Below are 22216 nucleotides of genomic sequence, written 5' to 3'. Positions count from 1 at the left end.
TGACCAGAGATGTCCGGACGGCGAGCATTCTCCCGTCCATGCCATTCGCAAGACAGGAACTGGAAACGCCATGCGCATCATCGTGACCAATGACGACGGCATCCATGCGCCGGGACTGAAGGTCCTGCAGAAGATCGCGCATGAGCTGTCGGACGATGTATGGACGGTGGCTCCGGAGACCGACCAGAGCGGCGTGTCCCATTCCCTGTCGCTTCATGATCCGCTTCGGCTTCGGCAGGTGGGGGATCGCGAGTTCGCGGTCAAGGGGACGCCCTCCGACTGCGTGATCATGGGTCTGCGCAAGGTGCTCGCCGACAAGGCTCCTGATCTCGTGCTATCAGGCGTCAATCGCGGGCAGAACGTCGCCGAGGACGTGATCTATTCGGGCACGATCGCCGGGGCCATGGAAGGCGCCATTCTAGGCCTGCCCGCCATCGCCATGTCGCAGGCGTTTCCGGCGGGGCAGCGCGACAAGACCCCGTGGGATTGCGCTGCCACGCATGCCGCGTCGCTTGTCAGCAAGCTTCTGGAAGACGGCCTCGACGAGGGCACGCTCGTGAACATCAACTTTCCGGCTTGTCAGCCTGAAGAGGTCAAGGGCGTGGCAGTGACCATGCAGGGGCGTCGTGGCCTCGACGTGCTCCGGCTGGATGAACGGGTGGACGGCCGCAACAATCCCTATTTCTGGCTAACGCCCACGCGCGGTACGCCGCAACTCGCCAATGGCACGGATCTGAAGGCGCTCGCCGAGCACAAGATCTCGGTGACGCCGCTGCAGCTCAATATGACCCACGAGCCTACCATGACGCGTTTTGCGCAGCTGTTCGGCTGATTCGATGCCGCAACAGGCTGCTCCCTTCACCATCCCAGGTCCGGGCGTCGATGCTGAGCGCGGCGGCCCTGTATCGGGTGCGGAGGAGACAGTCGCCTTCCTGCTGAGCCTCAGGGCGCGCGGCATCCGCGATACGACCTTGCTGCGCGCCATGGAAATGGTGCCCCGCGATCTCTTCGCGCCCCGGCGTTTCAGCGATCTGGCGCGGGCTGACGTTTCGCTGCCCCTGCCTTGCGGCCAGACAATGACCGCGCCAGCCACGATCGCCACCATGCTGCTTTCTCTTGGCGTCGAGCGCGGCCACCGCGTGCTGGAGGTAGGAACCGGTTCAGGTTATGTGGCGGCCGTGCTTGGGCATCTCGGCCGCTCGGTGGTGTCGGTCGAGCGCTTCCGGACGCTGGCGCTCGCAGCGACCGAGCGCATCGCCACGCTCGATCTCGACAATGTTGCCATCATGGCCGCTGATGGCTTGGCAATAGGAGCGGCCAATCAGGGCGAGGACGAGGATATTGGGCTATTCGACCGTATTTTGTTGAACGGGGCCCTCGACGAACCGCCGCCCCCATCGCTGACGGCGAGGCTCGCGCCAGGCGGGCGCTTGATCGGCGCGCGCACGGTGGATGGCCGGCAACAACTGCTGCGCATCACGCGAGGCGCCGAGGACACGCTCACCGAAGAGTTGGGTGTCGCAATCCGCCTCCCGCCTTTGGCGCATGGAGCTGCGAAAGCGCTTTGAAGATTGCGACGATTCGATAGCGGAAATTATCCATAACACCCCCCAAAGCAACGCTTGCTTAACCTGAATCCGTTTTTAATCAGCTTGCGGATTTGTTGCGTTGAAGTGGGTGTGTCGATGCGTGATCGTCTAGCGTCGTTGCGGCCGCGGCTGTTGTCGCGGGTGGCTATTGTAGGGCTTCTCGCGAGCGTCGCGTCCGGCTGCGGCTCGGACAGCATGCGCTTCGTTCAAAACCCCTTCTCGGACCCCTTCAAGTCGCAGGGGCAGGACGAGGTGGCAACCGGCAGCCTCGGGGGCTCCGCGCCCGTCAGTGGCTATGACGCCGGCCAGGGAGGCTACACGCCGCCTGCCCAGGTCGCCAGCGCGCCGCTTGCAGCGCCCGAATCCGCACCCCGCTCGAACGCGCCGGCAGAGGCTGTCATCGGCAGCGCCACCGGCTGGACGGCGCAGGGCGGCACCCCGTTCGTGGTCGGGTCCGGTGACACGCTGGCGGCCATCTCCGCCCGCTACAATGTTCCAGTCTCAGCCCTCGTTGCCGCCAATGGCCTGAAGGGCTCGGGCGTGGCGCCTGGTCAGCAGATCACCATCCCGGTCTATAACCCATCTGCGGCGCCGACTGTGGCTCGCCAGGTTGCCGCCGCGCCGGTCCAGCAGGCCAGCCAGTCCCTGACTGCCCAGCGCAACCAGCTCCAGTCCACGGTATCCAACGGCCGAGCAGCGGTAGGCAATCTCGCTGCGCAGCCGCAGCGTCAGGTTGCGGCGCTCGACCAGTCCGCGCGCACGCAGATCTCGAAGGTGCAGCCACCGGCCGCCCCGCGTCTCACCACCTCCACGGTGACCAAGCCCGCCACGCAGGCTGTCGAGGCCGCGAAGACGCAGGTCCTCACGCCGCCGGCAAAGACCGCGACCAAGCCTACGGCTCCTGAAACGAAACCGGCGCAGCCAGCAGCCTCGGTCGCGGCGGCGAAGCCGGCGCCTGCACAATCTCAGCCCGAGAAGCCAGCGGCTCCGCAGCAGGTCGCCGTGGCCCATCCCACAGAGCCGGAGACGACGGCGAGCATTCCGAAGGCGAGCGCTTCCGCCAATGAGTTCCGTTGGCCGGCCCGTGGCCGTGTCATTCAGGGCTTCGGTGGCCGAGGCGGCAATGAGGGCATCAACATCGCCGTGCCGGAGGGAACGCCCGTCAAGGCGGCCGAGGGCGGCACCGTCGCCTATTCCGGCAACGAACTGAAGGGCTACGGCAATCTCGTGCTGATCCGGCATGAGGACGGCTGGGTCAGCGCCTATGCCAACAATGGCGAGCTTCTCGTGAAGCGCGGCGAAAAGGTGAAGCGCGGCCAGACCATCGCCAAGTCAGGGCAGACGGGCAATGTCTCCTCGCCCCAGCTGCACTTTGAGTTGCGCAAGGGCTCGACCCCGGTCGATCCCATGAACCATCTGGCCGGTCTCTGACCCACCGCAACAATTCCGCTTCTGAAACAAGAAACCCGGCACGCGCGACGTGCCGGGTTTTTTATGACGATGTCGTTGTCGAGCGCGAACCCATCGCCATACGGCTGGAGCGCTCCCTCAGGACGGTATTACGGTCCCGATCCGGCCGGCGAGATCCTGGACGAACTGCCAGGCTGTCCGGCCAGAGCGCGCTCCGCGTGTGGTGGCCCATTCCAGCGCCTCGGCACGCAGCTTCGCCTGGTCATAGGACAGGCCGAGGTGGCTGGCATAACCAAACACCATGTCCAGGTACTCGTCTTGGCTGCATTTATGGAAGCCGAGCCAGAGCCCGAATCGGTCTGACAGGGAGACTTTTTCCTCGATCGCCTCGCCAGGATTGATGGCTGTGGAGCGTTCGTTGTCCATCATGTCCCGAGGCAGGAGGTGCCTGCGGTTTGAGGTGGCGTAGAACACGACATTATCGGGTCGCCCCTCGATGCCGCCTTCAAGCACAGCCTTAAGTGACTTGTAAGAGGTATCGTCCGTATCGAAGGACAGATCATCGCAGAAGATAATGAAGCGATGATGGGAATCGCGGATCAGGCCCATCAGGTTCGGCAGGCTCTCGATGTCCTCGCGGTGGATCTCGATGAGCTTCAACCGGCTGGCGTCGGTGGATTGCCCCGTATCCGAAAGGCGCTTGTTGGTCTCGGCGTGGACGGCCTTGACCAGCGACGATTTGCCCATGCCGCGCGCGCCCCAGAGGAGCGCGTTGTTGGCCGGAAGACCGCGGGCGAAGCGCTCGGTGTTTTCGGCGAGGGTGTCGCGCACCCGGTCGATGCCCCGCAGCAACGACATCTCCACGCGGTTCACACGCGGAACGGGCTGGAGCCGCGCCGGAGGGTGCCATACGAAAGCATCGGCGGAGGAAAGGTCGGTCGGGGCCGGCGGCGGTGGCGAAAGGCGCTCCAGGGCCTGGGCAATGCGCTCCAGCGTGAGGGCGAGCACGCTTTCGTGAAGGCCAGGATCTTCATGCTGCTGATTTTTCAACCCCATTATCAGCTTCTCCGTTTCGCTCCGCAAATCTTGACCGTTGGATATTGCCTTTCACAGGTGCGGTCCATGCTCTAAGCACACGGCTGGATTGCTTTCCATCGATCGATGGGTATAGTCCGCGCCTCATACAAACCGCACGCTTCCACCCGCCTTCAGTCGGGCCTTGTTTCGGAGGGACCTCTCGTGATCACGCCAGCCTTCGCCCAGTCCACGGCTCCTGCCGCTGGCGGGGGCGACATGCTCATTCAGTTCGTCCCGTTCATCCTCATCTTCGTCATCATGTGGTTCCTGATTCTCCGTCCTCAGCAGAAGCGGCAGAAGGCGCATCAGGAGATGATCAAGAACGTGCGCCGCGGCGATACGATCGTGACCTCGGGCGGCTTTATCGCCAAGGTGACGAAGGTGGTCGATGATGGGGAAGTCGAGGCTGAGATCGCGGATGGGGTCAAAGTGCGCGTGGTGCGTGGTATGATTTCGGATGTGCGTTCCAAGGCCGAGCCGGTCAAGAGCTGAGGCGGAGGCCGCCGCCCATGCTGCGCTATTCAAAAGCCAAGATCATCTCGATCCTCCTGTTGACGCTGCTTGGCTTCGCCTATGCGGCGCCAAACCTGTTTTCTGAGACAACGCGCGAGCGGATCGCGGCATCGGTGCCAAGCTGGATCCCCGCCTGGATCGTGCCGCATCGCGCCATGGTGCTCGGTCTTGACCTGCAAGGCGGCTCGCATGTTGTGCTGGAGGTCGACGAGAACGACCTGATCCGCACGCAGGTCAACAGCCTTCGCGACGACGTCCGCCGTATTCTCCGCGAGACGCGTATAGCGCCCCAGGGCGGTATCGTGGCGTTGCCGCGCGGCCTGCAGATGCGTGTGCCGAGCGAAGCCGATCGCCAGCGTCTGCTGGCGCGGCTCAATGAGCTGGCGCGCCCGGCGGGCAATGCCATCCTCGGCACGCCGGGGAACAGTACGATCAATGTGTCGGAAGGCGCGGACGGGCTCGTTCAGGTCACCTTGACCGACGTCGGTGTTACCGATCGGGTCCGACGCGCGGTAGACCAGACCATCGAGGTGCTTCGGCGCCGCGTCGATGCGCTGGGCACGACCGAGCCGAATATCCAGCGCGAGGGCGCCGGCCGCGTGCTGGTGCAGGTGCCGGGCCTACAGGATCCCCAGCGCCTTAAGGAAATTCTTGGCCGGACGGCAAAGCTGCAATTCCGCTTCATCGCGGAAGGCGGCGCGAATCCGGCCGACGTGGACATGATCCCGTCGCGTGACAATGCCGGTCAGCCGGTGCCTGTCGAGCGGCGGGTCATTGTCGAGGGCGAGGATCTGACCGATGCCCAGCCCGCCTTTGATTCGCAGACATCGCAGCCAATCGTGAACTTCCGCTTCAACCTTCGCGGGGCGCAGCGGTTCGGCCAAGCCACGTCGGAAGGTGTCGGGCGGCTCCTGGCCATCGTTCTTGATAATGAGGTGATCTCGGCGCCCCGCATCCAGACCCCGATCACGGGCGGTCAGGGCCAGATCTCAGGCAGCTTCAGCGTGCAGCAGGCCAATGATCTGGCAGTGCTGCTGCGTGCCGGTGCCCTGCCGGCCAAGCTCACGATCGTCGAGGAGCGCACGGTGGGACCTGGCCTCGGGCAGGACTCGATCGAGGCCGGGACCATGGCGATCTACGTCGCGACGATCTTCGTGGCGTTGTTCATGCTGGCGACGTACGGCCTGTTCGGCATTTTCGCGAACATCGCCCTGCTGGTCCATGTGGTCTTCATCCTGGCCCTGATGTCATTGCTTGGCGCGACGCTTACATTGCCGGGCATCGCGGGCATCGTGCTGACCATCGGCACCGCAGTCGATTCCAACGTGCTGATCTATGAGCGTATCAGGGAGGAGGCCCATGGCGGCCGGTCGATCATCTCGGCGATCGATGCGGGCTTCACCCGGGCCTTCGCGACGATCTTCGATTCCAATTCCACGATGTTGATCGCCGCCTTGATCCTGTTCTTCCTGGGATCAGGACCCGTGCGCGGCTTTGCTGTCGTCTTTATCCTCGGTATTTTGACCACGGTGATCACCGCGGTGACCATGACGCGCATGATGATCGCGTTGTGGTACCGCGTCGCCAGGCCGAAACAACTGCCGTTCTGAACCGGAGCTTTTCGCGCGTGCGCCTGATCCGCATCGTCCCCGACAACACAAAGTTCCGCTTCGTCCGCTTTCGGCGCGTCACGATCCCGTTTTCGGCTGCGATATCGGTTATCACCGTTATCCTTGCCCTGACGATCGGGCTGAACTTCGGCATCGACTTCAAAGGCGGTACTCTCGTCGAGATCCAGGCCCGCTCGGGCAAGGCCGATGTCGGCGCCATCCGCGAGGCGGCCGAGGGCTTCGGCTTCGGCACGCCGGAGGTGCAGGAGTTCGGCAATGCCGGCGGTGTGTCAATTCGCTTCCCCATTCAGGAGGGCGGCGAAGAGGCACAGGGAACGGTGGTCCAGAAGACGCGTGATGTGTTCGAGAAGGACTATGAGTTCCGTCGGGTCGAGACGGTCGGGCCCCGCGTTTCGGGTGAGCTGGTGCAATCCGGCACGCTCGGCGTCGTGCTCGCCATCATCGCGGTGCTTGCCTATCTCTGGTTCCGCTTCGAGCTCACCTTTGCCATCGGCGCCATCATCGGCACGATGCACGACATCCTTCTGACGGTCGGGTTCTTCGTCATCACGCAGATCGAGTTCAATATGACCTCGATAGCCGCGATTCTGACCATCGTGGGCTATTCGTTGAACGAAACAGTCGTGGTGTTCGACCGGACGCGCGAACTTCTGCGGCGATACAAGACCATGCCTATCGAGGAGCTGCTCGACCTGTCCGTGAATTCTACCCTCTCGCGCACCTCGATGACCGCGACCACGACGATTCTCTCGCTGGTCGCGCTGGTGGTGGTCGGCGGAGAGGCCATTCAGGGCTTTGCGCAGGTCATGCTGTTCGGCGTCTTCGTCTGCACCTATTCCGCAATGTATGTCTCCACGCCTGTGCTGATCTATCTCGGCATGCGCAGTGCGCGCGCGCCAGCTCCGGCGGCTCCGGCGCCCGCATCCGACAGCAAGAAGGCGCCGCGCCCGGCATCCTGACGGAGAGTGTAATGGCCGAGAGCCGACGTTACGACGGTTTCGTTCCCGGCCGCTTCAAGCTCGACGCCTACGGCAACGGCGGTTTCCGCTTCGCCGAGATGTCACACCGCGGCTCCATCCTGACCTTGCCGTCCGGCATCAAAGCCTGGGAGGTCACGGATGCGGATGAGCTTCGGATCGACCATTTCGCGCCGGTCATCGCCGAGGCGGCGGATATCGAACTCCTGTTGATAGGTACGGGCTCGGACATGGTTCCGCTGGCACCCGCTATCCGGCAGGCCCTCAGCGAGGCGGGCCTTAAAGTCGACGTCATGCAGACTGGGGCCGCGGCCCGCACCTACAACGTACTGCTCGCCGAAGACCGTCATGTCGCGGCCGCGCTGATCGCGGTAAGCTAGACATGATGGCCGACTGGGCTGGCCCGGGCGACGAAACTACCCTGGCGCCAGCGTTTTCCCATTGCGAGCAACTCGTCCGCGACAACGATATCGATCGCTTCCTCGCAGGCCTGTTCATTCCGGCCGACAAGAGGCGCTATTGCTTCGCGCTCTACGCTTTCAGCCATGAAATCGCGCGCGTCAGGGAATTGGTGAACTCACCACTGCCGGGGGAGCTTCGCTACCAGTGGTGGCGGGATGCACTTGGTGAGGAGGAGGCGCGCGGCGATGTCGCCGCCCATCCTGTCGTTGCTGCCCTGCTTGCGACCGTCGCGCGCTTCCGACTACCGCAGCAGGCCCTTCTTGATCTGATCGATGCGCGGATCTTCGACCTCTATGACGATCCGATGGGGCCGACCAGCGATCTCGAGGGCTACAGCGGGGAGACCAGCTCGGCGCTGCTGCGGCTCGCTTCGCTGATCTTGGCCGATGGCGGCGACGCGGGCGCGGCCGATGCCGCCGGGCACCTCGGTGTGGCTCAGGCGGTGACCGGTTTACTCAGGGCCTTGCCCTGGCATCTCAGGCGCGGTCAGGTCTATGTACCGGCGGATATCCTGGCGGAAGCCGGGATGGCGGCATCGGAGCTCTTGGCCGGCGAGCGGACGCCGGGCCTTGGGAGGGTCATCGCAGCCATGCGCGGTCTAGCGGAACGGCACTATCGCGCCGGCCTCGATGGGCTCGCTCAAGTGCCGGCGCGCGTCCGGCCGGTTTATCTGCCGGCGATGCTTGTACCAGCTTATCTCAGGGAATTTGAGCGGCGCGACTATGACCCGTATCGGTCGATCGTCGACCTCCCGCAATGGCGCAAACAATGGCTGCTGTGGCGCGCTTCGCGGCGGTTGCGCTAGAACTTAGCTGATCTCATACCGAGCCACCTAGTCATTCCGAGGCGAGCCGATAGCCCAAACCCGGAATCGACGAGCACGACGGCAAGCCGGAAACCCTCTGAGTCGGCGTGTCTTCTTGTCCCGTGCCTATGGGTCCGGCTCCTCGCTCACTGGAGGACCCGGAATGACGGCGGGAGTGGCTCAAGACGCGGCGCATTCTAAATTTCGCCGCTGATCGATCAGATCGCGGCCACCGCAGGTTCCGGCAACGTCGCTCGCCAGCGCGCAAAATCAGCCCTTGCCCTGTCGGTCAACGCCTTCTTTTTGGCGACGGCCTTGGCGGGGCCGCGCAGGCGTTTGCCGTCGGGGCTCTTGATCGCGCCTTCGAGTGGCGGGAACAGGCCGAAATTGACGTTCATCGGCTGGAAGGACTGCGGTCCAGCGTCGATTGCCGCGATGTGCCCGCCGGTTATGTGGTTGATGAGGGCGCCGAGGGCGGTCGTCGCCGGCGGCATTGTGATCTCGCCGCCCCCCTCGCGCTCAGCCGCCGCAAGCCGACCGGCGATCAGCCCGATGGCTGCGCTCTCCACATACCCTTCGCAGCCGGTGATCTGCCCGGCAAATCGCAGGCGTGGCAGGGCCTTCAGGCGCAGGCGCGGATCGAGAAGCTTAGGGGAGTTGAGGAAGGTGTTCCGGTGCAGCCCTCCGAGACGCGCGAATTCCGCGCGCTCCAGGCCGGGGATCATGCGCAGCACATCCACCTGCGCGCCGTGGCGGAGCTTCGTCTGGAAGCCCACCATGTTGAAAAGCGTGCCAAGGGCATTGTCCTGCCGCAACTGCACGATGGCATAGGGTTTTTCGTCGGGGTTGCGCGGGTTGGTGAGGCCAACCGGCTTCATGGGCCCGTGCCGCAGCGTTTCACGTCCGCGCGCGGCCATGACCTCGATCGGCAGGCAACCATTGAAGTAGGGGGTATCCTTCTCCCATTCGCGGAAGTCGCTGGTTTCACCTGCGAGCAAGGCATCAACGAAGGCCTCGTATTCCTCGCGGGTCATGGGGCAATTGAGATAGTCGGCTCCCGTGCCGCCCGGACCGGCCTTGTCATAGCGCGATTGCGCCCAGGCGATGTCCATATTGATGGAATCGCGATGGATGATGGGGGCGATGGCATCGAAGAACGCGAGTTCCCCCTCGCCGGTGAGCGCCCTGATGGCATCCGCCAGGGACGGAGAGGTGAGGGGACCTGTGGCGATGATGGTTTCGCCCCAGTCCTCCGGCGGCAGTCCGGAGACCTCTGCCCGGGCGATGTGGACATTCGGGTGGTTCGCGAGAGCGGCGGTGACAGCGGCGGAAAAGCCTTCACGGTCGACGGCCAATGCGCCTCCGGCCGGCACCTGGTGACGGTCTGCCATTGTCATGATGAGCGAGGACAGCCCACGCATCTCCTGATGGAGAAGGCCGACAGCGTTCGTTTCGGCGTCGTCGGAGCGGAAGGAGTTGGAGCAGACGAGCTCCGCCAGGCCCTCGCCCTTGTGGGCGGGCGTCGCCGTGGTCGGCCGCATCTCATGGAGAATGACGCGTTGGCCCGACTGGGCGATCTGCCAGGCGGCTTCGGAGCCGGCGAGGCCACCGCCGATGATGTGAGTTGGTTGAAGCGTCATGCCGCCCTATGTGTCGGGTGGCTTGGCCATCGTCAAGATTTGTTCAGTCGTTCGAGCGTTATATGGAGGACATTGCAACCGCCGCTGCGCACTGCCAGCACCGCGGCGCGGGCCGGATCCGCCTCGGCTAAGAGCGTGACCTCTCCCAAGCGGTGCATGCCGGCCTCGATCTTCATGTGATCACCAGCCGCTGTCTCGACGACCACCAGGCGGGATGGGATGAGCGTGCGCCTGCCAGCTTCATCGACAGCGTATATCTTTGTCATGGTCGTTCTCCGTAACATCAGCCGGGCTTTGTCGGCGGCAGCGACAAACAGCGATGTCACGGCTTATTGAAGGCGCGCTGGGAGCATCCGGCGCGTTCGTAGTCTCAAAACACGAACGCCCGCCAAACGGGCGGGCGTTACGAGCCAGGATCTTGTGAGTGATCCCGACGATCAGGCGCCGACCTTCGTGTGCTTGCGCGCAATGAAGGGGATATCCCAACGGGACAGGCCGAGATCGTTGAGTTCGCGGTCCGACAGACGAGAAAGCTCGCGGACGGTGTCGCGGTAGCGCAGGTAGCTGCGGATCTTAGCGAGGATATGCGTGACGATCATTTTAATCTCCTGACGGCGAGGGGCTTAGCGGATGCTGCCGATCTCGCCTTGTTGCGATGCAGCATATAGGCCTTTGCCTCGATTTCAGGCAGGGGAGATTCTGTATGACAGTCATGCGTGGGGAGCATGACGAAGGCGTCAGCAGGGTAAGGATTTAGTTACATTTGGGTCGAAATTCCGCAAAAACGGCGAAATCGCGGCACGGAGCTATTCCGCAGCCGCTTGTTTGCGTGTGCGAAGTGGGCGCCTCTCGAGGACCTCTGCCAGAAATTTGCCCGTATGACTGCTCGAAGATTTGGCAATCGTCTCCGGCGTTCCCTGCGCCACAATGGTGCCGCCGCCGTCGCCGCCTTCAGGCCCCATGTCGATGACCCAGTCGGCCGTCTTGATGACCTCGAGGTTGTGCTCGATCACGATGACGGTGTTGCCCTGCTCGACGAGCTCATGGAGGACCTCCATCAGCTTCGCCACATCGTGGAAATGCAGGCCGGTGGTCGGTTCGTCGAGGATATAGAGAGTCCGTCCGGTAGCGCGCTTCGACAGTTCCTTGGACAGCTTCACCCGTTGCGCCTCGCCGCCCGACAGTGTGGTCGCCTGCTGCCCAACCTTGATGTAGCCAAGGCCGACGCGCGACAGCGTTTCCATCTTGTCGCGGATTGCCGGCACGGCATGGAACAGGTCGCGGGCCTCGTCGACCGTCATATCGAGCACGTCGGCTATGGAGCGCTGGCGGTACTTCACCTCCAGCGTCTCGCGGTCATAACGCTTGCCCTTGCAGACGTCGCAGGTGACGTAGACGTCGGGCAGGAAGTGCATCTCGATCTTGATGACGCCGTCGCCCTGGCAGGCTTCACAGCGTCCGCCCTTGACGTTGAAGGAGAAACGTCCCGGCTGATAACCGCGCGCCTTGGCTTCGGGCAGGCCGGCAAACCATTCGCGGATCGGCGTGAACGCGCCGGTATAGGTCGCCGGGTTCGACCGTGGCGTGCGGCCGATCGGCGACTGGTCGATGTCGATGACCTTGTCGAGATGTTCCAAGCCCTCGATGGCCTCGAACGGCGTGGGATGCTCAAGAGCGTTATTCAACCGCCGCGCCACGGCCTTGTAGAGCGTGTCGATGACGAGCGTCGACTTGCCGCCTCCGGACACACCCGTGACACAGGTGAAGGTGCCGAGCGGAAATGAAGCGGTCACGTCCTTGAGGTTGTTGCCGCGCGCTCCGGTAATGGTGAGCTCGCGCCCTTTCTGCGGCTTGCGGCGCTTCGCCGGCAGCGGCACGCCGAGTTCGCCGGTGAGATAGCGGCCAGTCAGAGAGGCTGGATTGGCGAGGATTTCGTCGGGCGTACCCTGCGCGACGATCTCGCCGCCATGGATGCCCGCACCCGGCCCGACATCGACCACATAATCGGCCGTCAGGATGGCGTCTTCATCGTGTTCGACGACGATGACCGTGTTGCCGAGGTCACGTAGCCGCTTCAGGGTCTGCAGCAGCCGCTCGTTGTCGCGCTGGTGCAGGCCGATCGACGGTTCATCGAGCACGTAGAGCACGCCCGTGAGCCCCGAGCCGATCTGGCTCGCCAGACGGATGCGCTGGCTCTCGCCGCCCGAGAGGGTGCCGGAGGCTCGCGCCAGGGTGAGATAGTCGAGGCCGACGTCCAGCAGAAACACCAGACGGTCGCGGATCTCCTTGAGGATACGACCGGCGATCTCGTTCTGCTTGGCGTTGAGCTGATCAGGAACGGCATCGAACCAGTCCCGGGCAGCGCGCACGGACAGTTGCGCCACCTCGCTGATGTGATGACGGCCCACTTTGACCGCGAGCGCTTCCGGTTTGAGCCGGTGCCCCCCGCAGGCCGCGCAGGGCGTCTCGCTCATGAAGCGGCCGATCTCCTCGCGTGCCCAGTCGCTTTCGGTTTCTTTCCAGCGGCGTTCGAGGTTTGAGATCACGCCCTCGAAGGGCTTGTTGACCTCGTAGGCGCGCAGTCCGTCCTCGTAAGAGAAGCGCACCGAGGTCGAGCCGCTGCCGTAAAGGATGACGTCCCGCGCCTTGTCCGGAAGCTCGCTCCACGGCTTCGTGACGGAGAAACCATAGTGGCGCGCCAGTGCGTCGAGCGTCTGGCCGTAATAGGGCGACGTCGAGCGCGCCCAAGGAGCGATCGCGCCGCCGCGCAATGTCAGTGTATGATCCGGCACCACGAGGTCGGGATCGATCCGCATCTCATGCCCGAGCCCGTCGCAGACCGGGCAGGCGCCGTAGGGATTGTTGAAGGAGAAAAGCCGCGGCTCGATCTCCGGGATCGTGAAACCGGACACCGGGCAGGCGAATTTCGACGAGAGCACATCGCGGCGTGGACTGCCTTTGGCGTCTGTTTCATCGGCAAATTCGATAACCGCGATGCCTTCGGCGAGCTCCAGCGCCGTCTCCAGCGACTCCGCGAGGCGCGCGGCGATATCGGGGCGAACGACGACGCGATCAACCACCACATCGATGTCGTGCTTCAGCTTTTTGTCGAGATTGGGTGCGTCGGCGATCTCGTAATAGGTCCCGTCGATCTTCACGCGCTGGAAGCCGCGCTTCATGAAGTCCGCAAGTTCCTTGCGATACTCGCCCTTGCGGCCTCGCACCACCGGCGCGAGCAGGTAGAGGCGCGTCTTTTCCGGCAAGGCCAGGATGCGGTCGACCATCTGGCTGACGGTCTGGCTCTCGATGGGCAGGCCGGTGGCCGGGGAATAAGGCACGCCGGCGCGCGCCCAGAGAAGGCGCATGTAGTCATAGATTTCAGTGACGGTGCCGACGGTCGAGCGCGGGTTTTTCGACGTGGTCTTCTGCTCGATGGAGATCGCGGGCGACAGACCGTCGATCTCGTCGACGTCCGGCTTCTGCATCATCTCGAGGAACTGCCGAGCGTAGGCTGAAAGCGATTCGACGTACCGCCGCTGGCCCTCTGCGTAGATCGTGTCAAAAGCGAGTGAGGATTTGCCCGACCCGGAAAGGCCCGTGAAGACGACCAGCTTGTCTCGCGGAACCGCGAGGTCGACGTTCTTGAGATTGTGCTCCCGCGCTCCGCGAATGGTGAGCATGCGCGTCGGGCCGTCATGACGGAGGCGCTTGCTTTCGGGCAGCATGACTGCAGACCTCGCGACGGAGATCCCCGCGACGGATGTCTCGGCCGCGGGTTCCTTCGCGGTCCGTGCCTTGGCGGCCGGCGCCTCGGGAGCCAGTGACTTGGCCGCCGCGGAAACGGTGGCTGCGGGATTCTTCTTCGATTTCTGAGCCATGGCTCTCAACGGACAAGTGGGATCGACAGGAGCGGACGGCGCCTGGAGCGCTGAACGACGAACGACTTGAAGAATGAGCCCGTTCTTCTCGCATGGCTTGTCGCTTGCGGGAAGGACGAGATCGTAACCCCGTATTCAAGGGCAGGTTCGGGCAACTACATGGGCCTTCCACTCCATTTATGCCAGTGGCTGCGTATCTGACGGGAAATCCCCGGACACGGGCGCTGCGGTCAGGCACGCTGGTTGGGCCGATCACGGGTTAGCCTCCGCAATCCCCACATCCTGCCGACCAGGATCTCACCGGAGCGCCCATGCCGACGCTACGGCTCCGTTCCCGGACTGGTCGATGAGTTTTTCTGGCTCACGGAGAGTTGCAGACTTTGGATATTCTGTCTAGAACAGAAAGGGAACATTTTATCGCGCCGCGGTTCGGGCGTGTTGCGGGTTGTCATCACGGCTGCCATTGCATGTGGACAAGCCGGTGCCTTCGGGCGACGGCAGCGGGGATGATCGGCTAGTGTCCGGACCAAGTGTAGGCTTTGGAATTTGCTGAGCCAAATCCCGGTGCCCACGTCAGGAGAGCCTGGGTAGCTCTTATGCGCCCGATTGGTTTCCGACTGTGTGGCTGCGTTCGTGATTAGTTGGTTCGGCTTGGCCGTGGAGGTCCGTGATGGCAGGCAGCGTCAATAAGGTTATTCTGGTGGGGAATCTCGGGCGCGACCCCGAGACTCGTCGGCTCGGCTCGGGCGACCCCGTCGTCAACCTGCGCATCGCCACCTCGGAGACTTGGCGTGACAAGGCCACCGGTGAGCGCCGGGAGCGCACGGAATGGCATAGTGTAGTGATCTTCAACGAAAATCTCGCGAAGATCGCCGAGCAATATCTGCGCAAGGGATCGAAGGTTTACCTCGAGGGGCAGCTGCAGACCCGCAAATGGCAGGACAAAGATGGTCAGGAGCGCTACACGACGGAGATCGTGCTGCAGCGCTTTCGCGGCGAGCTCACGATTCTCGACAGCCGCGGCGGCGAAGGCGGTGGGGCCATTGAGGACGACAGCTATGGGGGCTCGCGTGGAGGCGACTTTGGTCGGGCCTCGCCCATGGAGCAGCGCTCCCCGGACCGGCGCCCGGCCGCGAGCGGCGGTTCAAAATACGCCAGTGACCTTGACGACGATATTCCGTTCTAGCCCAACAACACGCATCGATAGCCCGCGACGTCATCTGGGACGAGCGCGGGCTCGCGCCGGGATCCGGTAACGGTACGGCCCAAGGGGCCCACCTTCCGTTACACGGCGCCGTCCTGTTGGAGCGGTAACGTCCGGATGAGGCCGCATTACATCCGCGCCAAGAGCGTGAATGTCGATAGGCCTTATGTCCCGCCTGTTTCGATGACCTCGAAGGCCAGGAATTTCGTGGTCTGCGCCTCGTTGAAATTGTCGTCGGAGACGATCACCAGCGTGCGGTTGCCGTTATTCAGCCGGGGGCCGAAATCCATGCCCTCGAAGTTGTCGAGCGCTGTGCCGAGGGTGGCAAGATCCAGGACCAGCGTTTTCGCGAGCGGCACCCAGCTTGCGCCGGAAAGAGCGTCGATGGCGGAAACGTCGGTCGCATTCCGCCGGTCCGCACGGTAAAGACGGATATCGTTTCCTTTGCCCGCGCTGTAGCCGCGTTCCATGACGAGCAGGGATCCTTCGTCGAGAGCGAGAATGTCGGAGACGCCATTGTCTGCGAAGCCGCCGGGCTTGGCAGGGGCCATGCGGATCGGATCCGTGACATAGACCCATTCGGGGCCGGCCTGTCCGGATACCATGTTGAAGGTGGAAACACGTACAGGGCTGGTTTCAGTCAGTGAGGCCTTAGGGCCGTCCTCAACCAGCGCATTCTCCAGCGCCGCGATCAATGTTCCCGCGTCCGGGGTCAGCGCCAGTCCTTCAAAGGCGAGATTGTTGCGCGGCCCGCGTTTGCCATCGGTGCTGACGCGGTAGCGGGCAGGCAGCGGGATCTCGCGCAGATGGTGCCCGTCAGCGGTGCTGGCCCGCAGCACGGGGTCGATCCCGGCGGTCGCGTCCCCTTCGCTCGTCCAGTAGAGCGCGCCACTTCCCGGATCGAGGCGCAGCGCCTCCGGGTCGACACGTCGTGTCGGGAATGGCTTCCCATCGGCGTCACGAAGGGGCACGGCCTGGTCGATTGTCACCGCGCGAAAGCCCGAGGCGTCATAGTCGAGCGTCAGCTTGTAGAAGCGAGCGGGCGCCTTCTCCGAGCGATCGTCACTGAGAGCGATCCAGCGTCCGCTGGCTGCGTCGAAAGCGAGCCCGGAGAGCCCGCCGACCCGCGTTCCGTCCACGTCGAGAGGAGCTCGAATGCTCTTCTCGCCGATGAAGCGTAGCGTCAGGGTGCCGGACATGTTTTCGGCGGCGAGAGCCGCAGGGATGAAGCTGGCCAGAACGGCAGCCGGAAGAAGGAGGCATGATCTCAACATAGCTGTTCCTCCGGGCCCGTTCCCAGCGACCTTGGCACATTGACGAGCGCGACCGTAGGCCGATCCGGCGACGGTCCGGTGACAGCCCAGGAAGCCTCGCGATGTGCTTCAAGCGGCTTTTCCAGGCGACGAACCTCCACGAAAAATGCGTCGCGAATCATCGAAATCGGTGGCTGGGCGTCGCGAGAGCGGCGCGTGGATGCAGACCGAATTACCCGCAATGGATAAGATATTGATATATATCGATAATTAAATCGTGAACAGGGGGCCTCAATGCTGGCTTTTCACGGACGGATGCGCTAGAGCTTGGTACTGGTAAAGTGCATCCCTTTTTTCGATGAGATCGCTCATGAACTCGTTGAATCAGGTGCGTTTCCCCATCATGCGGACGGGGCACGGCCGCTGGGCTGGGGCCTGAATGGAATGGCTATCGTGGCATAGGCTGCCCCTCATTGCGGACGGGATCCGTTCGGGACGCTCCAAAAGCCCCTTCCTGAGATTTTTGTTGGAATTCTCTCTTGGCAGATGATGACGAGAAGATCGGCGGCGACATCGCTCTGGTGTCGATCTCCGATGAGATGAAGCGCAGCTATCTCGATTACGCCATGAGCGTGATCGTGAGCCGCGCCTTGCCGGATGTGCGCGACGGACTCAAGCCGGTGCACCGCCGCATCCTCTATTCCATGTACGAAAACGGCTATACGCCCGACAAACCTTATCGCAAGTCGGCGCGCGTGGTCGGTGATGTGATCGGTAAATATCACCCGCACGGTGACCAGTCGATCTATGACGCGCTGGTGCGCATGGCGCAGGACTTTTCCATGCGCCTGCCGCTTTTGGACGGGCAGGGGAACTTCGGCTCTGTCGATGCCGACCCGCCGGCGGCCATGCGCTACACCGAGGTGCGTCTCGCCAAGCCCGCAATGGCGCTGCTGGACGATCTCGACAAAGATACGGTCAATTTCCAGGACAACTACGACAACAGCGAGCGCGAGCCAACGGTCCTGCCGGCAGGCTTCCCGAACCTCCTGGTGAATGGCGCGGGCGGCATCGCCGTTGGCATGGCGACCAACATCCCGCCGCATAATCTCGGCGAGGTGGTCGATGCATGCTTCGCCTATATCGAGGATCCGGAGATAAGCCTTGAGGCGCTGACCGAGATCATCCCGGGGCCGGACTTCCCGACGGCTGCGACCATCCTCGGGCGCGGCGGCATCCGCTCGGCCTATTCGACCGGCCGCGGTTCGATCATCATGCGTGCTCGCGCCTCTGTCGAGCAGATCCGGAAGGATCGCGAGGCGATCATCGTCACCGAAATTCCCTATCAGGTGAACAAGGCGGCGCTGATCGAGAAGATTGCGGATCTTGTCCGCGAGAAACGGATCGAGGGCATCGCCGACCTGCGCGACGAGTCCGATCGCGACGGTATGCGCATCGTGATCGAGCTGAAGCGCGACGCGGTGGCCGATGTGGTTCTGAACCAGCTCTACCGTTTCACCGCGCTGCAGACGAGCTTCGGCGCCAATATGGTGGCGCTGAACGGCGGCCGGCCGGAACTCCTCAACCTCTACGACATGATCCGCGCTTTCGTGGATTTCCGCGAGGAGGTTGTTTCCCGGCGCACGAAATATCTGCTCAACAAGGCCCGCGATCGCGCCCATATCTTGGTCGGCCTCGGCATCGCGGTCGCCAATATCGACGAGATCATCCAGCTTATCCGCTCGTCAGCCGACACCAATTCTGCCCGTGAAGCGCTGATGGCGCGCCACTGGCCTGCGCATGATGTCGCTGCTCTGATCGCCCTCATCGACGATCCGAACCATCGTGTCGCCGAGGATGGCACCTACCGGCTGTCGGAGACCCAGGCAAGGGCGATCCTCGACCTGCCGCTGCGGCGCCTCACGGCTCTCGGCCGTGATGAGATCGCTGACGAATTGAACAAACTGGCGATCGAGATCGCCGACTATCTCGATATCCTGCGCTCCCGCACGCGCATCCTAGGCATCGTGCGGGATGAACTCGCCGCCATCAAGGATGCCTTCGCCACTCCCCGGCGCACCGAGATTCTCGACTGGGATTCGGATGTCGACGATGAGGATCTGATCCAGCGCGAGGACATGGTCGTCACCGTGAGCCACGCCGGCTACATCAAGCGCGTGCCGCTCTCGACCTATCGCGCCCAGCGGCGCGGCGGCAAGGGCCGCTCCGGCATGCAGACGCGCGACGAGGATTTCGTCACGCGCCTGTTCGTCGCCAACACCCACACGCCGGTGCTGTTCTTCTCCTCCCGCGGCCAGGTCTACAAGGAAAAGGTGTGGCGCCTGCCGCTCGCGGCGCCGAACGCCCGCGGCAAGGCGCTCGTCAACATGCTGCCGCTGGTGGAAGGCGAACGCATCACGACCATCATGCCGCTGCCGGAGGATGAGGCCAGCTGGGCGACGCTGGATGTGATGTTCGCGACGGCTTCCGGCGGCGTGCGCCGCAACAAGCTGTCGGACTTCGTCCAGGTCAATCGCGCCGGCAAGATCGCCATGAAGCTCGACGAGGGCGACTCCATCGTCGATGTGGGCATCTGTACGGAGACGGACGATGTTCTGCTGACGACGGCCAAGGGCCAGTGCATCCGCTTCGAGACGACGGACGTGCGTGTCTTTAAGGGACGCGACTCCACCGGCGTGCGTGGCATCGCGCTCGCTGCCGGCGACCGGGTGATCTCCATGGCGATCCTGCGCCATGTGGAGGCCTCCGCCGACGAGCGTTCGGCCTATCTCAAGCTGGCGGGTGCCGCGCGCCGTGCCGCCAATGGCGAAGCTGCCAACGGCGACGCGGCCGAGGCCCAGGTCGACACCGATGCCGAGGAGACAAGCGGTGCGCTTGAGCTCGGGCAGGAGCGCTACGCAGCCATGGGCGCGGCGGAGCAGTTCGTGCTCACCTTGTCCGAAAACGGCTATGGCAAGCGTTCCTCGGCTTATGAATATCGCGTCACCGGCCGTGGCGGCAAAGGCATCGTGGCGATGGCGGTCAACAATCGCAACGGCGCGCTGGTGGAATCCTTCCCCGTCGAGGACAACGACCAGATCATGCTCGTCACCAATGGCGGCCAACTGATCCGCGTGCCGGTGGATGGCATTCGTATCGTCGGCCGTTCGAGTCAGGGCGTGATCGTCTTTAACACCGCTGACGATGAGAAGGTGGTTTCTGTCGAGCACATCAGCGACGACGGCAGCGAGGATGGCGCGGACATTGACGACGCCGATGGAGGGGACGCTGATGAATAGGCAGTCTCGCTGAATATTCGATCTTCCGGCAACATGAGAAGCCCCGGCGATTGCCGGGGCTTTTTACTGGAACACGGCAGAGCGCGATGGAAGGCCGGATGATGAAAAATACACTAATATCAATATATTAATTCGATTCATTGCAGTGTTTAATGAGCGTCTTGTGACCCATAGTTGTCGTTGTCGGTTCCCGCCACAATGTGGATCTAAGGCGCTGTCCGCAGCTCTAGCGCGGCCGCGGCATGGCCCGTCGGCTCGGGCAACGCCGCTGTCATATTGAAGCTTGAAGCCGTTATGGCAGGATGGCGCGAATTTCCGTTCCACTGCTTTGGGCCGCCCATGTCGATCTCAGCTCCGACCTATGATGATGTTGCCCGCGCGTCCGAGCGCATTGCGAACATCGCGCATCGCACGCCTGTTCTGCGCTCGCGCACGGCAGATGAGAGGGTGGGAGGATCGCTGTTCTTCAAGGCGGAAAATCTCCAGCGCGTCGGCGCCTTTAAATTCCGGGGCGCCTATAACGCCCTCGCGGCGCTCGATGAGGACCAGAAGACGCGCGGCGTGGTGGCGTTCTCCTCTGGCAACCACGCCCAGGCGGTGGCATTGGCCGGGCAGCTTCTCCGCGTGCCTACCGTCATCATCATGCCGGAGGATGCGCCGGCCATAAAAGTCGCCGCAACACGCGGCTACGGTGGCGAAGTAGTCTTCTATGACCGCTATAGCGAGGACCGCGCGGCGATCGGGCAACGAATCGCAGGCGAGCGCGGCCTGGCCCTGATCCCTCCCTTCGATCATCCGGAGATCATTGCCGGCCAGGGCACGGCGACCAAGGAACTCATCGAGGAGGTGGGCGACCTGGACCTCCTGCTCGTGCCGCTCGGCGGCGGCGGGCTGCTATCGGGGTCAGTGCTGGCCGCGAAGGCTCTGTCTCCGCAGTGCCAGGTCATTGGCGTCGAGCCTGCGGCCGGCGATGACGGCGCGCGCTCTTTCCGCGAGGGGCGGATCGTCACGATCGATGTCCCGAAGACATTGGCCGACGGTGCGCAGACGACGGCGCTCGGGAATATCACCTTTTCGATCATCCAGGATCTTGTGGATGACGTCGTAACGGTGGCCGACGCAGCGCTCGTCGATGCCATGCGTTTCTTCGCCGAGCGCATGAAGATGGTCGTGGAGCCTACAGGCTGCCTCGCCGCTGCAGCTGCCTTCAACAGCGTGGTGCCGATCAAGGGGCAGCGGGTCGGCATCGTTCTCAGTGGCGGCAATGTCGATCTTGCCACTTTCGCGCGTTTGCTGACACCGGCCTGATGGGTCTTGATTAGCAGGCGAGAGCGTATATCCCTGCTGGCGCAGTTCTCGATGACTTATGCGGCGGCTTGCCGCCCGGGATTGCATCACAGTGATCAGGGCGTTTCGCGATAATGGCGGCGGAGATGCTCAGGGTCCCTATTTGCAGGAGTTGAGCGCGCGATGCCCCATTGGCTCTTCAAGTCTGAACCGTCCACCTGGTCGTGGCAGCAGCAATGTGAAGCCGGCGAGAAGGGAACCCATTGGAATGGCGTCCGCAATCATGGCGCCAAGCTGAACCTGATGGCGATGAAAATTGGCGACCGGGGCTTCTTCTATCACTCGAACGAGGGGAAGGAGATCGTTGGCATCGTCGAGGTGATCAAGGAATATTATCCCGATCACACAGATGCTTCCGGCAGGTTTGGAATGGTTGACGTGAAAGCGGTGGAGGCGTTGCCGCAGGCCGTGACGCTGGAGGTAATCAAGGCCGATCCGGCTCTCAAGGACATGGTCTTGGTCAACAACTCGCGCCTGTCCGTGCAGCCGGTGACGGACGCGGAATGGGAGCATATTCTGCGCATGGGCGGACTCAAAGGGTAGTCTGGGCAGTTGCCGATCGCGCGGAAGCGCTGACAGTCGATAGGCATGACCGGCTTGTCCCGGCTATCCCGCTCGATGAAGCCCAGCCTCTCGATCAGGAGCATTGGCAGAAGTCGGGAAGAGAGAGGGGATCTGCCGTCTCTGATTGAGCGAAAAGCGCTCTAGCGCCTTCGGGCGTGAGCGAGGCCGATGCATTTCTGGCGGCCGGATCACCACGCAACGGCAGGAGGTTAGGCGATGCCCGTTGAGGCCGAACGCGTGCGGGAACTGGCGCTGAGCTTCCCGCTTTCCCGTGAGGCGCCGCATATGGATCGGGCGGCCTTTCGCACCCCGCGCAAGACCTTCGCGACATTGAGCGCCAGCGCGAACGATCTCAACCTGATGTTCGATCCGGATCTTCGTGATTTCTACTGCGAACAGGAGCCCGGCGTGTTCACCCCCGTGCCGGGCGGTTGGGGGCGAATGGGGATCACGCGGTGCGACCTGCGCACAGTGGATGAGGCAACCTTGATTTCGGCGCTGCAGGCCGCCTATAGGCTTGCCGCGCCCAAGCCCCGACGCCGATAGGCGGGAGCACCCAGTCGGCGC

The 22216-nt window shown here is 63.3% G+C and carries 19 protein-coding genes; 13 read left to right on the top strand and 6 right to left on the bottom strand.

Annotation, left to right across the window (positions count from 1 at the left end):
• Positions 1 to 70: 70 nt before the first annotated feature.
• The 3 genes from surE (at position 71) to KIO76_RS00315 (ending at position 3020) form a co-directional block, all read left to right on the top strand.
• Positions 71 to 832, top strand: coding sequence for a 5'/3'-nucleotidase SurE (surE, locus tag KIO76_RS00325; protein ID WP_213320949.1), 762 nt, complete (start codon positions 71 to 73; stop codon positions 830 to 832).
• 4 nt (positions 833 to 836) lie between these two features.
• Positions 837 to 1568 (top strand): protein-L-isoaspartate O-methyltransferase family protein, encoded by a 732-nt coding sequence (locus KIO76_RS00320; protein ID WP_213320948.1) that lies wholly within the window; start codon positions 837 to 839, stop codon positions 1566 to 1568.
• A 117-nt stretch (positions 1569 to 1685) separates the two neighbouring features.
• A complete protein-coding gene (locus tag KIO76_RS00315) occupies positions 1686 to 3020 on the top strand; it encodes a peptidoglycan DD-metalloendopeptidase family protein (protein WP_249729420.1) in 1335 nt (444 codons plus the stop codon).
• A gap of 117 nt (positions 3021 to 3137) precedes the next feature.
• On the opposite strand, the gene KIO76_RS00310 is transcribed toward KIO76_RS00315, so the two are convergent.
• Positions 3138 to 4055, bottom strand: a complete 918-nt coding sequence (locus KIO76_RS00310; RefSeq protein ID WP_213320947.1) for an ATP-binding protein — start codon at positions 4053 to 4055, stop codon at positions 3138 to 3140.
• A 237-nt stretch (positions 4056 to 4292) separates the two neighbouring features.
• On the opposite strand from KIO76_RS00310, the gene yajC reads away from it, so the two are divergent.
• From yajC to KIO76_RS00285, 5 genes are read left to right on the top strand one after another with little or no spacing between them, the layout of a single operon-like run.
• Positions 4293 to 4568, top strand: coding sequence for a preprotein translocase subunit YajC (gene yajC / locus KIO76_RS00305; protein ID WP_213324911.1), 276 nt, complete (start codon positions 4293 to 4295; stop codon positions 4566 to 4568).
• 17 nt (positions 4569 to 4585) lie between these two features.
• A complete protein-coding gene (gene secD, locus KIO76_RS00300; protein WP_213320946.1) occupies positions 4586 to 6199 on the top strand; it encodes a protein translocase subunit SecD in 1614 nt (537 codons plus the stop codon).
• 17 nt (positions 6200 to 6216) lie between these two features.
• The gene (gene secF / locus KIO76_RS00295; protein ID WP_213320945.1) at positions 6217 to 7179 is read left to right on the top strand and encodes a protein translocase subunit SecF; all 963 of its coding nucleotides are present in this window, start codon (positions 6217 to 6219) and stop codon (positions 7177 to 7179) included.
• 11 nt (positions 7180 to 7190) lie between these two features.
• Complete coding sequence (locus KIO76_RS00290) at positions 7191 to 7577, top strand: Mth938-like domain-containing protein (RefSeq protein WP_213320944.1); 387 nt, start codon at positions 7191 to 7193, stop codon at positions 7575 to 7577.
• A gap of 5 nt (positions 7578 to 7582) precedes the next feature.
• Entirely contained in the window at positions 7583 to 8464 is an 882-nt protein-coding gene (locus tag KIO76_RS00285; protein ID WP_502761866.1) for a phytoene/squalene synthase family protein, read from the top strand.
• Between the two features lie 218 nt (positions 8465 to 8682).
• On the opposite strand, the gene trmFO is transcribed toward KIO76_RS00285, so the two are convergent.
• The 4 genes from trmFO to uvrA form a co-directional block, all read right to left on the bottom strand.
• Complete coding sequence (gene trmFO / locus KIO76_RS00280; protein ID WP_213320942.1) at positions 8683 to 10104, bottom strand: methylenetetrahydrofolate--tRNA-(uracil(54)-C(5))-methyltransferase (FADH(2)-oxidizing) TrmFO; 1422 nt, start codon at positions 10102 to 10104, stop codon at positions 8683 to 8685.
• Between the two features lie 32 nt (positions 10105 to 10136).
• The gene (locus KIO76_RS00275; protein ID WP_213320941.1) at positions 10137 to 10370 is read right to left on the bottom strand and encodes a hypothetical protein; all 234 of its coding nucleotides are present in this window, start codon (positions 10368 to 10370) and stop codon (positions 10137 to 10139) included.
• 171 nt (positions 10371 to 10541) lie between these two features.
• Entirely contained in the window at positions 10542 to 10703 is a 162-nt protein-coding gene (locus KIO76_RS00270) for a DUF1127 domain-containing protein (RefSeq protein WP_213320940.1), read from the bottom strand.
• Between the two features lie 207 nt (positions 10704 to 10910).
• Positions 10911 to 13829, bottom strand: a complete 2919-nt coding sequence (gene uvrA / locus KIO76_RS00265) for an excinuclease ABC subunit UvrA (protein WP_213324910.1) — start codon at positions 13827 to 13829, stop codon at positions 10911 to 10913.
• Between the two features lie 823 nt (positions 13830 to 14652).
• On the opposite strand from uvrA, the gene ssb reads away from it, so the two are divergent.
• Entirely contained in the window at positions 14653 to 15168 is a 516-nt protein-coding gene (ssb, locus tag KIO76_RS00260) for a single-stranded DNA-binding protein (RefSeq protein ID WP_249729419.1), read from the top strand.
• 182 nt (positions 15169 to 15350) lie between these two features.
• On the opposite strand, the gene KIO76_RS00255 is transcribed toward ssb, so the two are convergent.
• Positions 15351 to 16460 carry an esterase-like activity of phytase family protein gene (locus KIO76_RS00255; RefSeq protein ID WP_213320938.1) on the bottom strand — a complete coding sequence of 370 codons (1110 nt, stop codon included), beginning with the start codon at positions 16458 to 16460 and terminating at the stop codon, positions 15351 to 15353.
• Between the two features lie 518 nt (positions 16461 to 16978).
• Here KIO76_RS00255 and gyrA point away from each other — a divergent pair.
• The 4 genes from gyrA to KIO76_RS00235 all read left to right on the top strand — a co-directional run bounded on the left by gyrA (position 16979) and on the right by KIO76_RS00235 (position 22195).
• The gene (gyrA, locus tag KIO76_RS00250; RefSeq protein ID WP_283771393.1) at positions 16979 to 19738 is read left to right on the top strand and encodes a DNA gyrase subunit A; all 2760 of its coding nucleotides are present in this window, start codon (positions 16979 to 16981) and stop codon (positions 19736 to 19738) included.
• Between the two features lie 339 nt (positions 19739 to 20077).
• Positions 20078 to 21046 carry a threo-3-hydroxy-L-aspartate ammonia-lyase gene (locus KIO76_RS00245; RefSeq protein WP_213320937.1) on the top strand — a complete coding sequence of 323 codons (969 nt, stop codon included), beginning with the start codon at positions 20078 to 20080 and terminating at the stop codon, positions 21044 to 21046.
• 162 nt (positions 21047 to 21208) lie between these two features.
• Positions 21209 to 21628 carry an EVE domain-containing protein gene (locus KIO76_RS00240; RefSeq protein WP_213320936.1) on the top strand — a complete coding sequence of 140 codons (420 nt, stop codon included), beginning with the start codon at positions 21209 to 21211 and terminating at the stop codon, positions 21626 to 21628.
• Positions 21629 to 21865: 237 nt separating this feature from the next.
• Positions 21866 to 22195, top strand: a complete 330-nt coding sequence (locus KIO76_RS00235; protein ID WP_213320935.1) for an MmcQ/YjbR family DNA-binding protein — start codon at positions 21866 to 21868, stop codon at positions 22193 to 22195.
• The last annotated feature ends 21 nt before the right edge of the window (positions 22196 to 22216 follow it).

Origin of the sequence: Chelatococcus sp. YT9, from assembly GCF_018398315.1 — a bacterium.
Lineage (GTDB): Bacteria > Pseudomonadota > Alphaproteobacteria > Rhizobiales > Beijerinckiaceae > Chelatococcus.
The sequence above is the reverse complement of the archived record's forward strand: the minus strand, read 5'-3'. Positions and strand labels throughout refer to the sequence as shown.

Coding starts and splice junctions, on each gene's coding strand:
- yajC (WP_213324911.1), top strand. CDS start 4,293: ATGCTCATTCAGTTCGTCCCGTTCATCCTCATCTTCGTCATCATGTGG.
- KIO76_RS00270 (WP_213320940.1), bottom strand. CDS start 10,703: ATGATCGTCACGCATATCCTCGCTAAGATCCGCAGCTACCTGCGCTAC.
- KIO76_RS00310 (WP_213320947.1), bottom strand. CDS start 4,055: ATGGGGTTGAAAAATCAGCAGCATGAAGATCCTGGCCTTCACGAAAGC.
- trmFO (WP_213320942.1), bottom strand. CDS start 10,104: ATGACGCTTCAACCAACTCACATCATCGGCGGTGGCCTCGCCGGCTCC.
- KIO76_RS00320 (WP_213320948.1), top strand. CDS start 837: ATGCCGCAACAGGCTGCTCCCTTCACCATCCCAGGTCCGGGCGTCGAT.
- KIO76_RS00290 (WP_213320944.1), top strand. CDS start 7,191: ATGGCCGAGAGCCGACGTTACGACGGTTTCGTTCCCGGCCGCTTCAAG.
- ssb (WP_249729419.1), top strand. CDS start 14,653: ATGGCAGGCAGCGTCAATAAGGTTATTCTGGTGGGGAATCTCGGGCGC.
- secD (WP_213320946.1), top strand. CDS start 4,586: ATGCTGCGCTATTCAAAAGCCAAGATCATCTCGATCCTCCTGTTGACG.
- KIO76_RS00315 (WP_249729420.1), top strand. CDS start 1,686: ATGCGTGATCGTCTAGCGTCGTTGCGGCCGCGGCTGTTGTCGCGGGTG.
- KIO76_RS00245 (WP_213320937.1), top strand. CDS start 20,078: ATGTCGATCTCAGCTCCGACCTATGATGATGTTGCCCGCGCGTCCGAG.
- uvrA (WP_213324910.1), bottom strand. CDS start 13,829: ATGCTGCCCGAAAGCAAGCGCCTCCGTCATGACGGCCCGACGCGCATG.
- KIO76_RS00235 (WP_213320935.1), top strand. CDS start 21,866: ATGCCCGTTGAGGCCGAACGCGTGCGGGAACTGGCGCTGAGCTTCCCG.
- KIO76_RS00255 (WP_213320938.1), bottom strand. CDS start 16,460: ATGTTGAGATCATGCCTCCTTCTTCCGGCTGCCGTTCTGGCCAGCTTC.
- surE (WP_213320949.1), top strand. CDS start 71: ATGCGCATCATCGTGACCAATGACGACGGCATCCATGCGCCGGGACTG.
- KIO76_RS00240 (WP_213320936.1), top strand. CDS start 21,209: ATGCCCCATTGGCTCTTCAAGTCTGAACCGTCCACCTGGTCGTGGCAG.
- KIO76_RS00285 (WP_502761866.1), top strand. CDS start 7,583: ATGGCCGACTGGGCTGGCCCGGGCGACGAAACTACCCTGGCGCCAGCG.
- KIO76_RS00275 (WP_213320941.1), bottom strand. CDS start 10,370: ATGACAAAGATATACGCTGTCGATGAAGCTGGCAGGCGCACGCTCATC.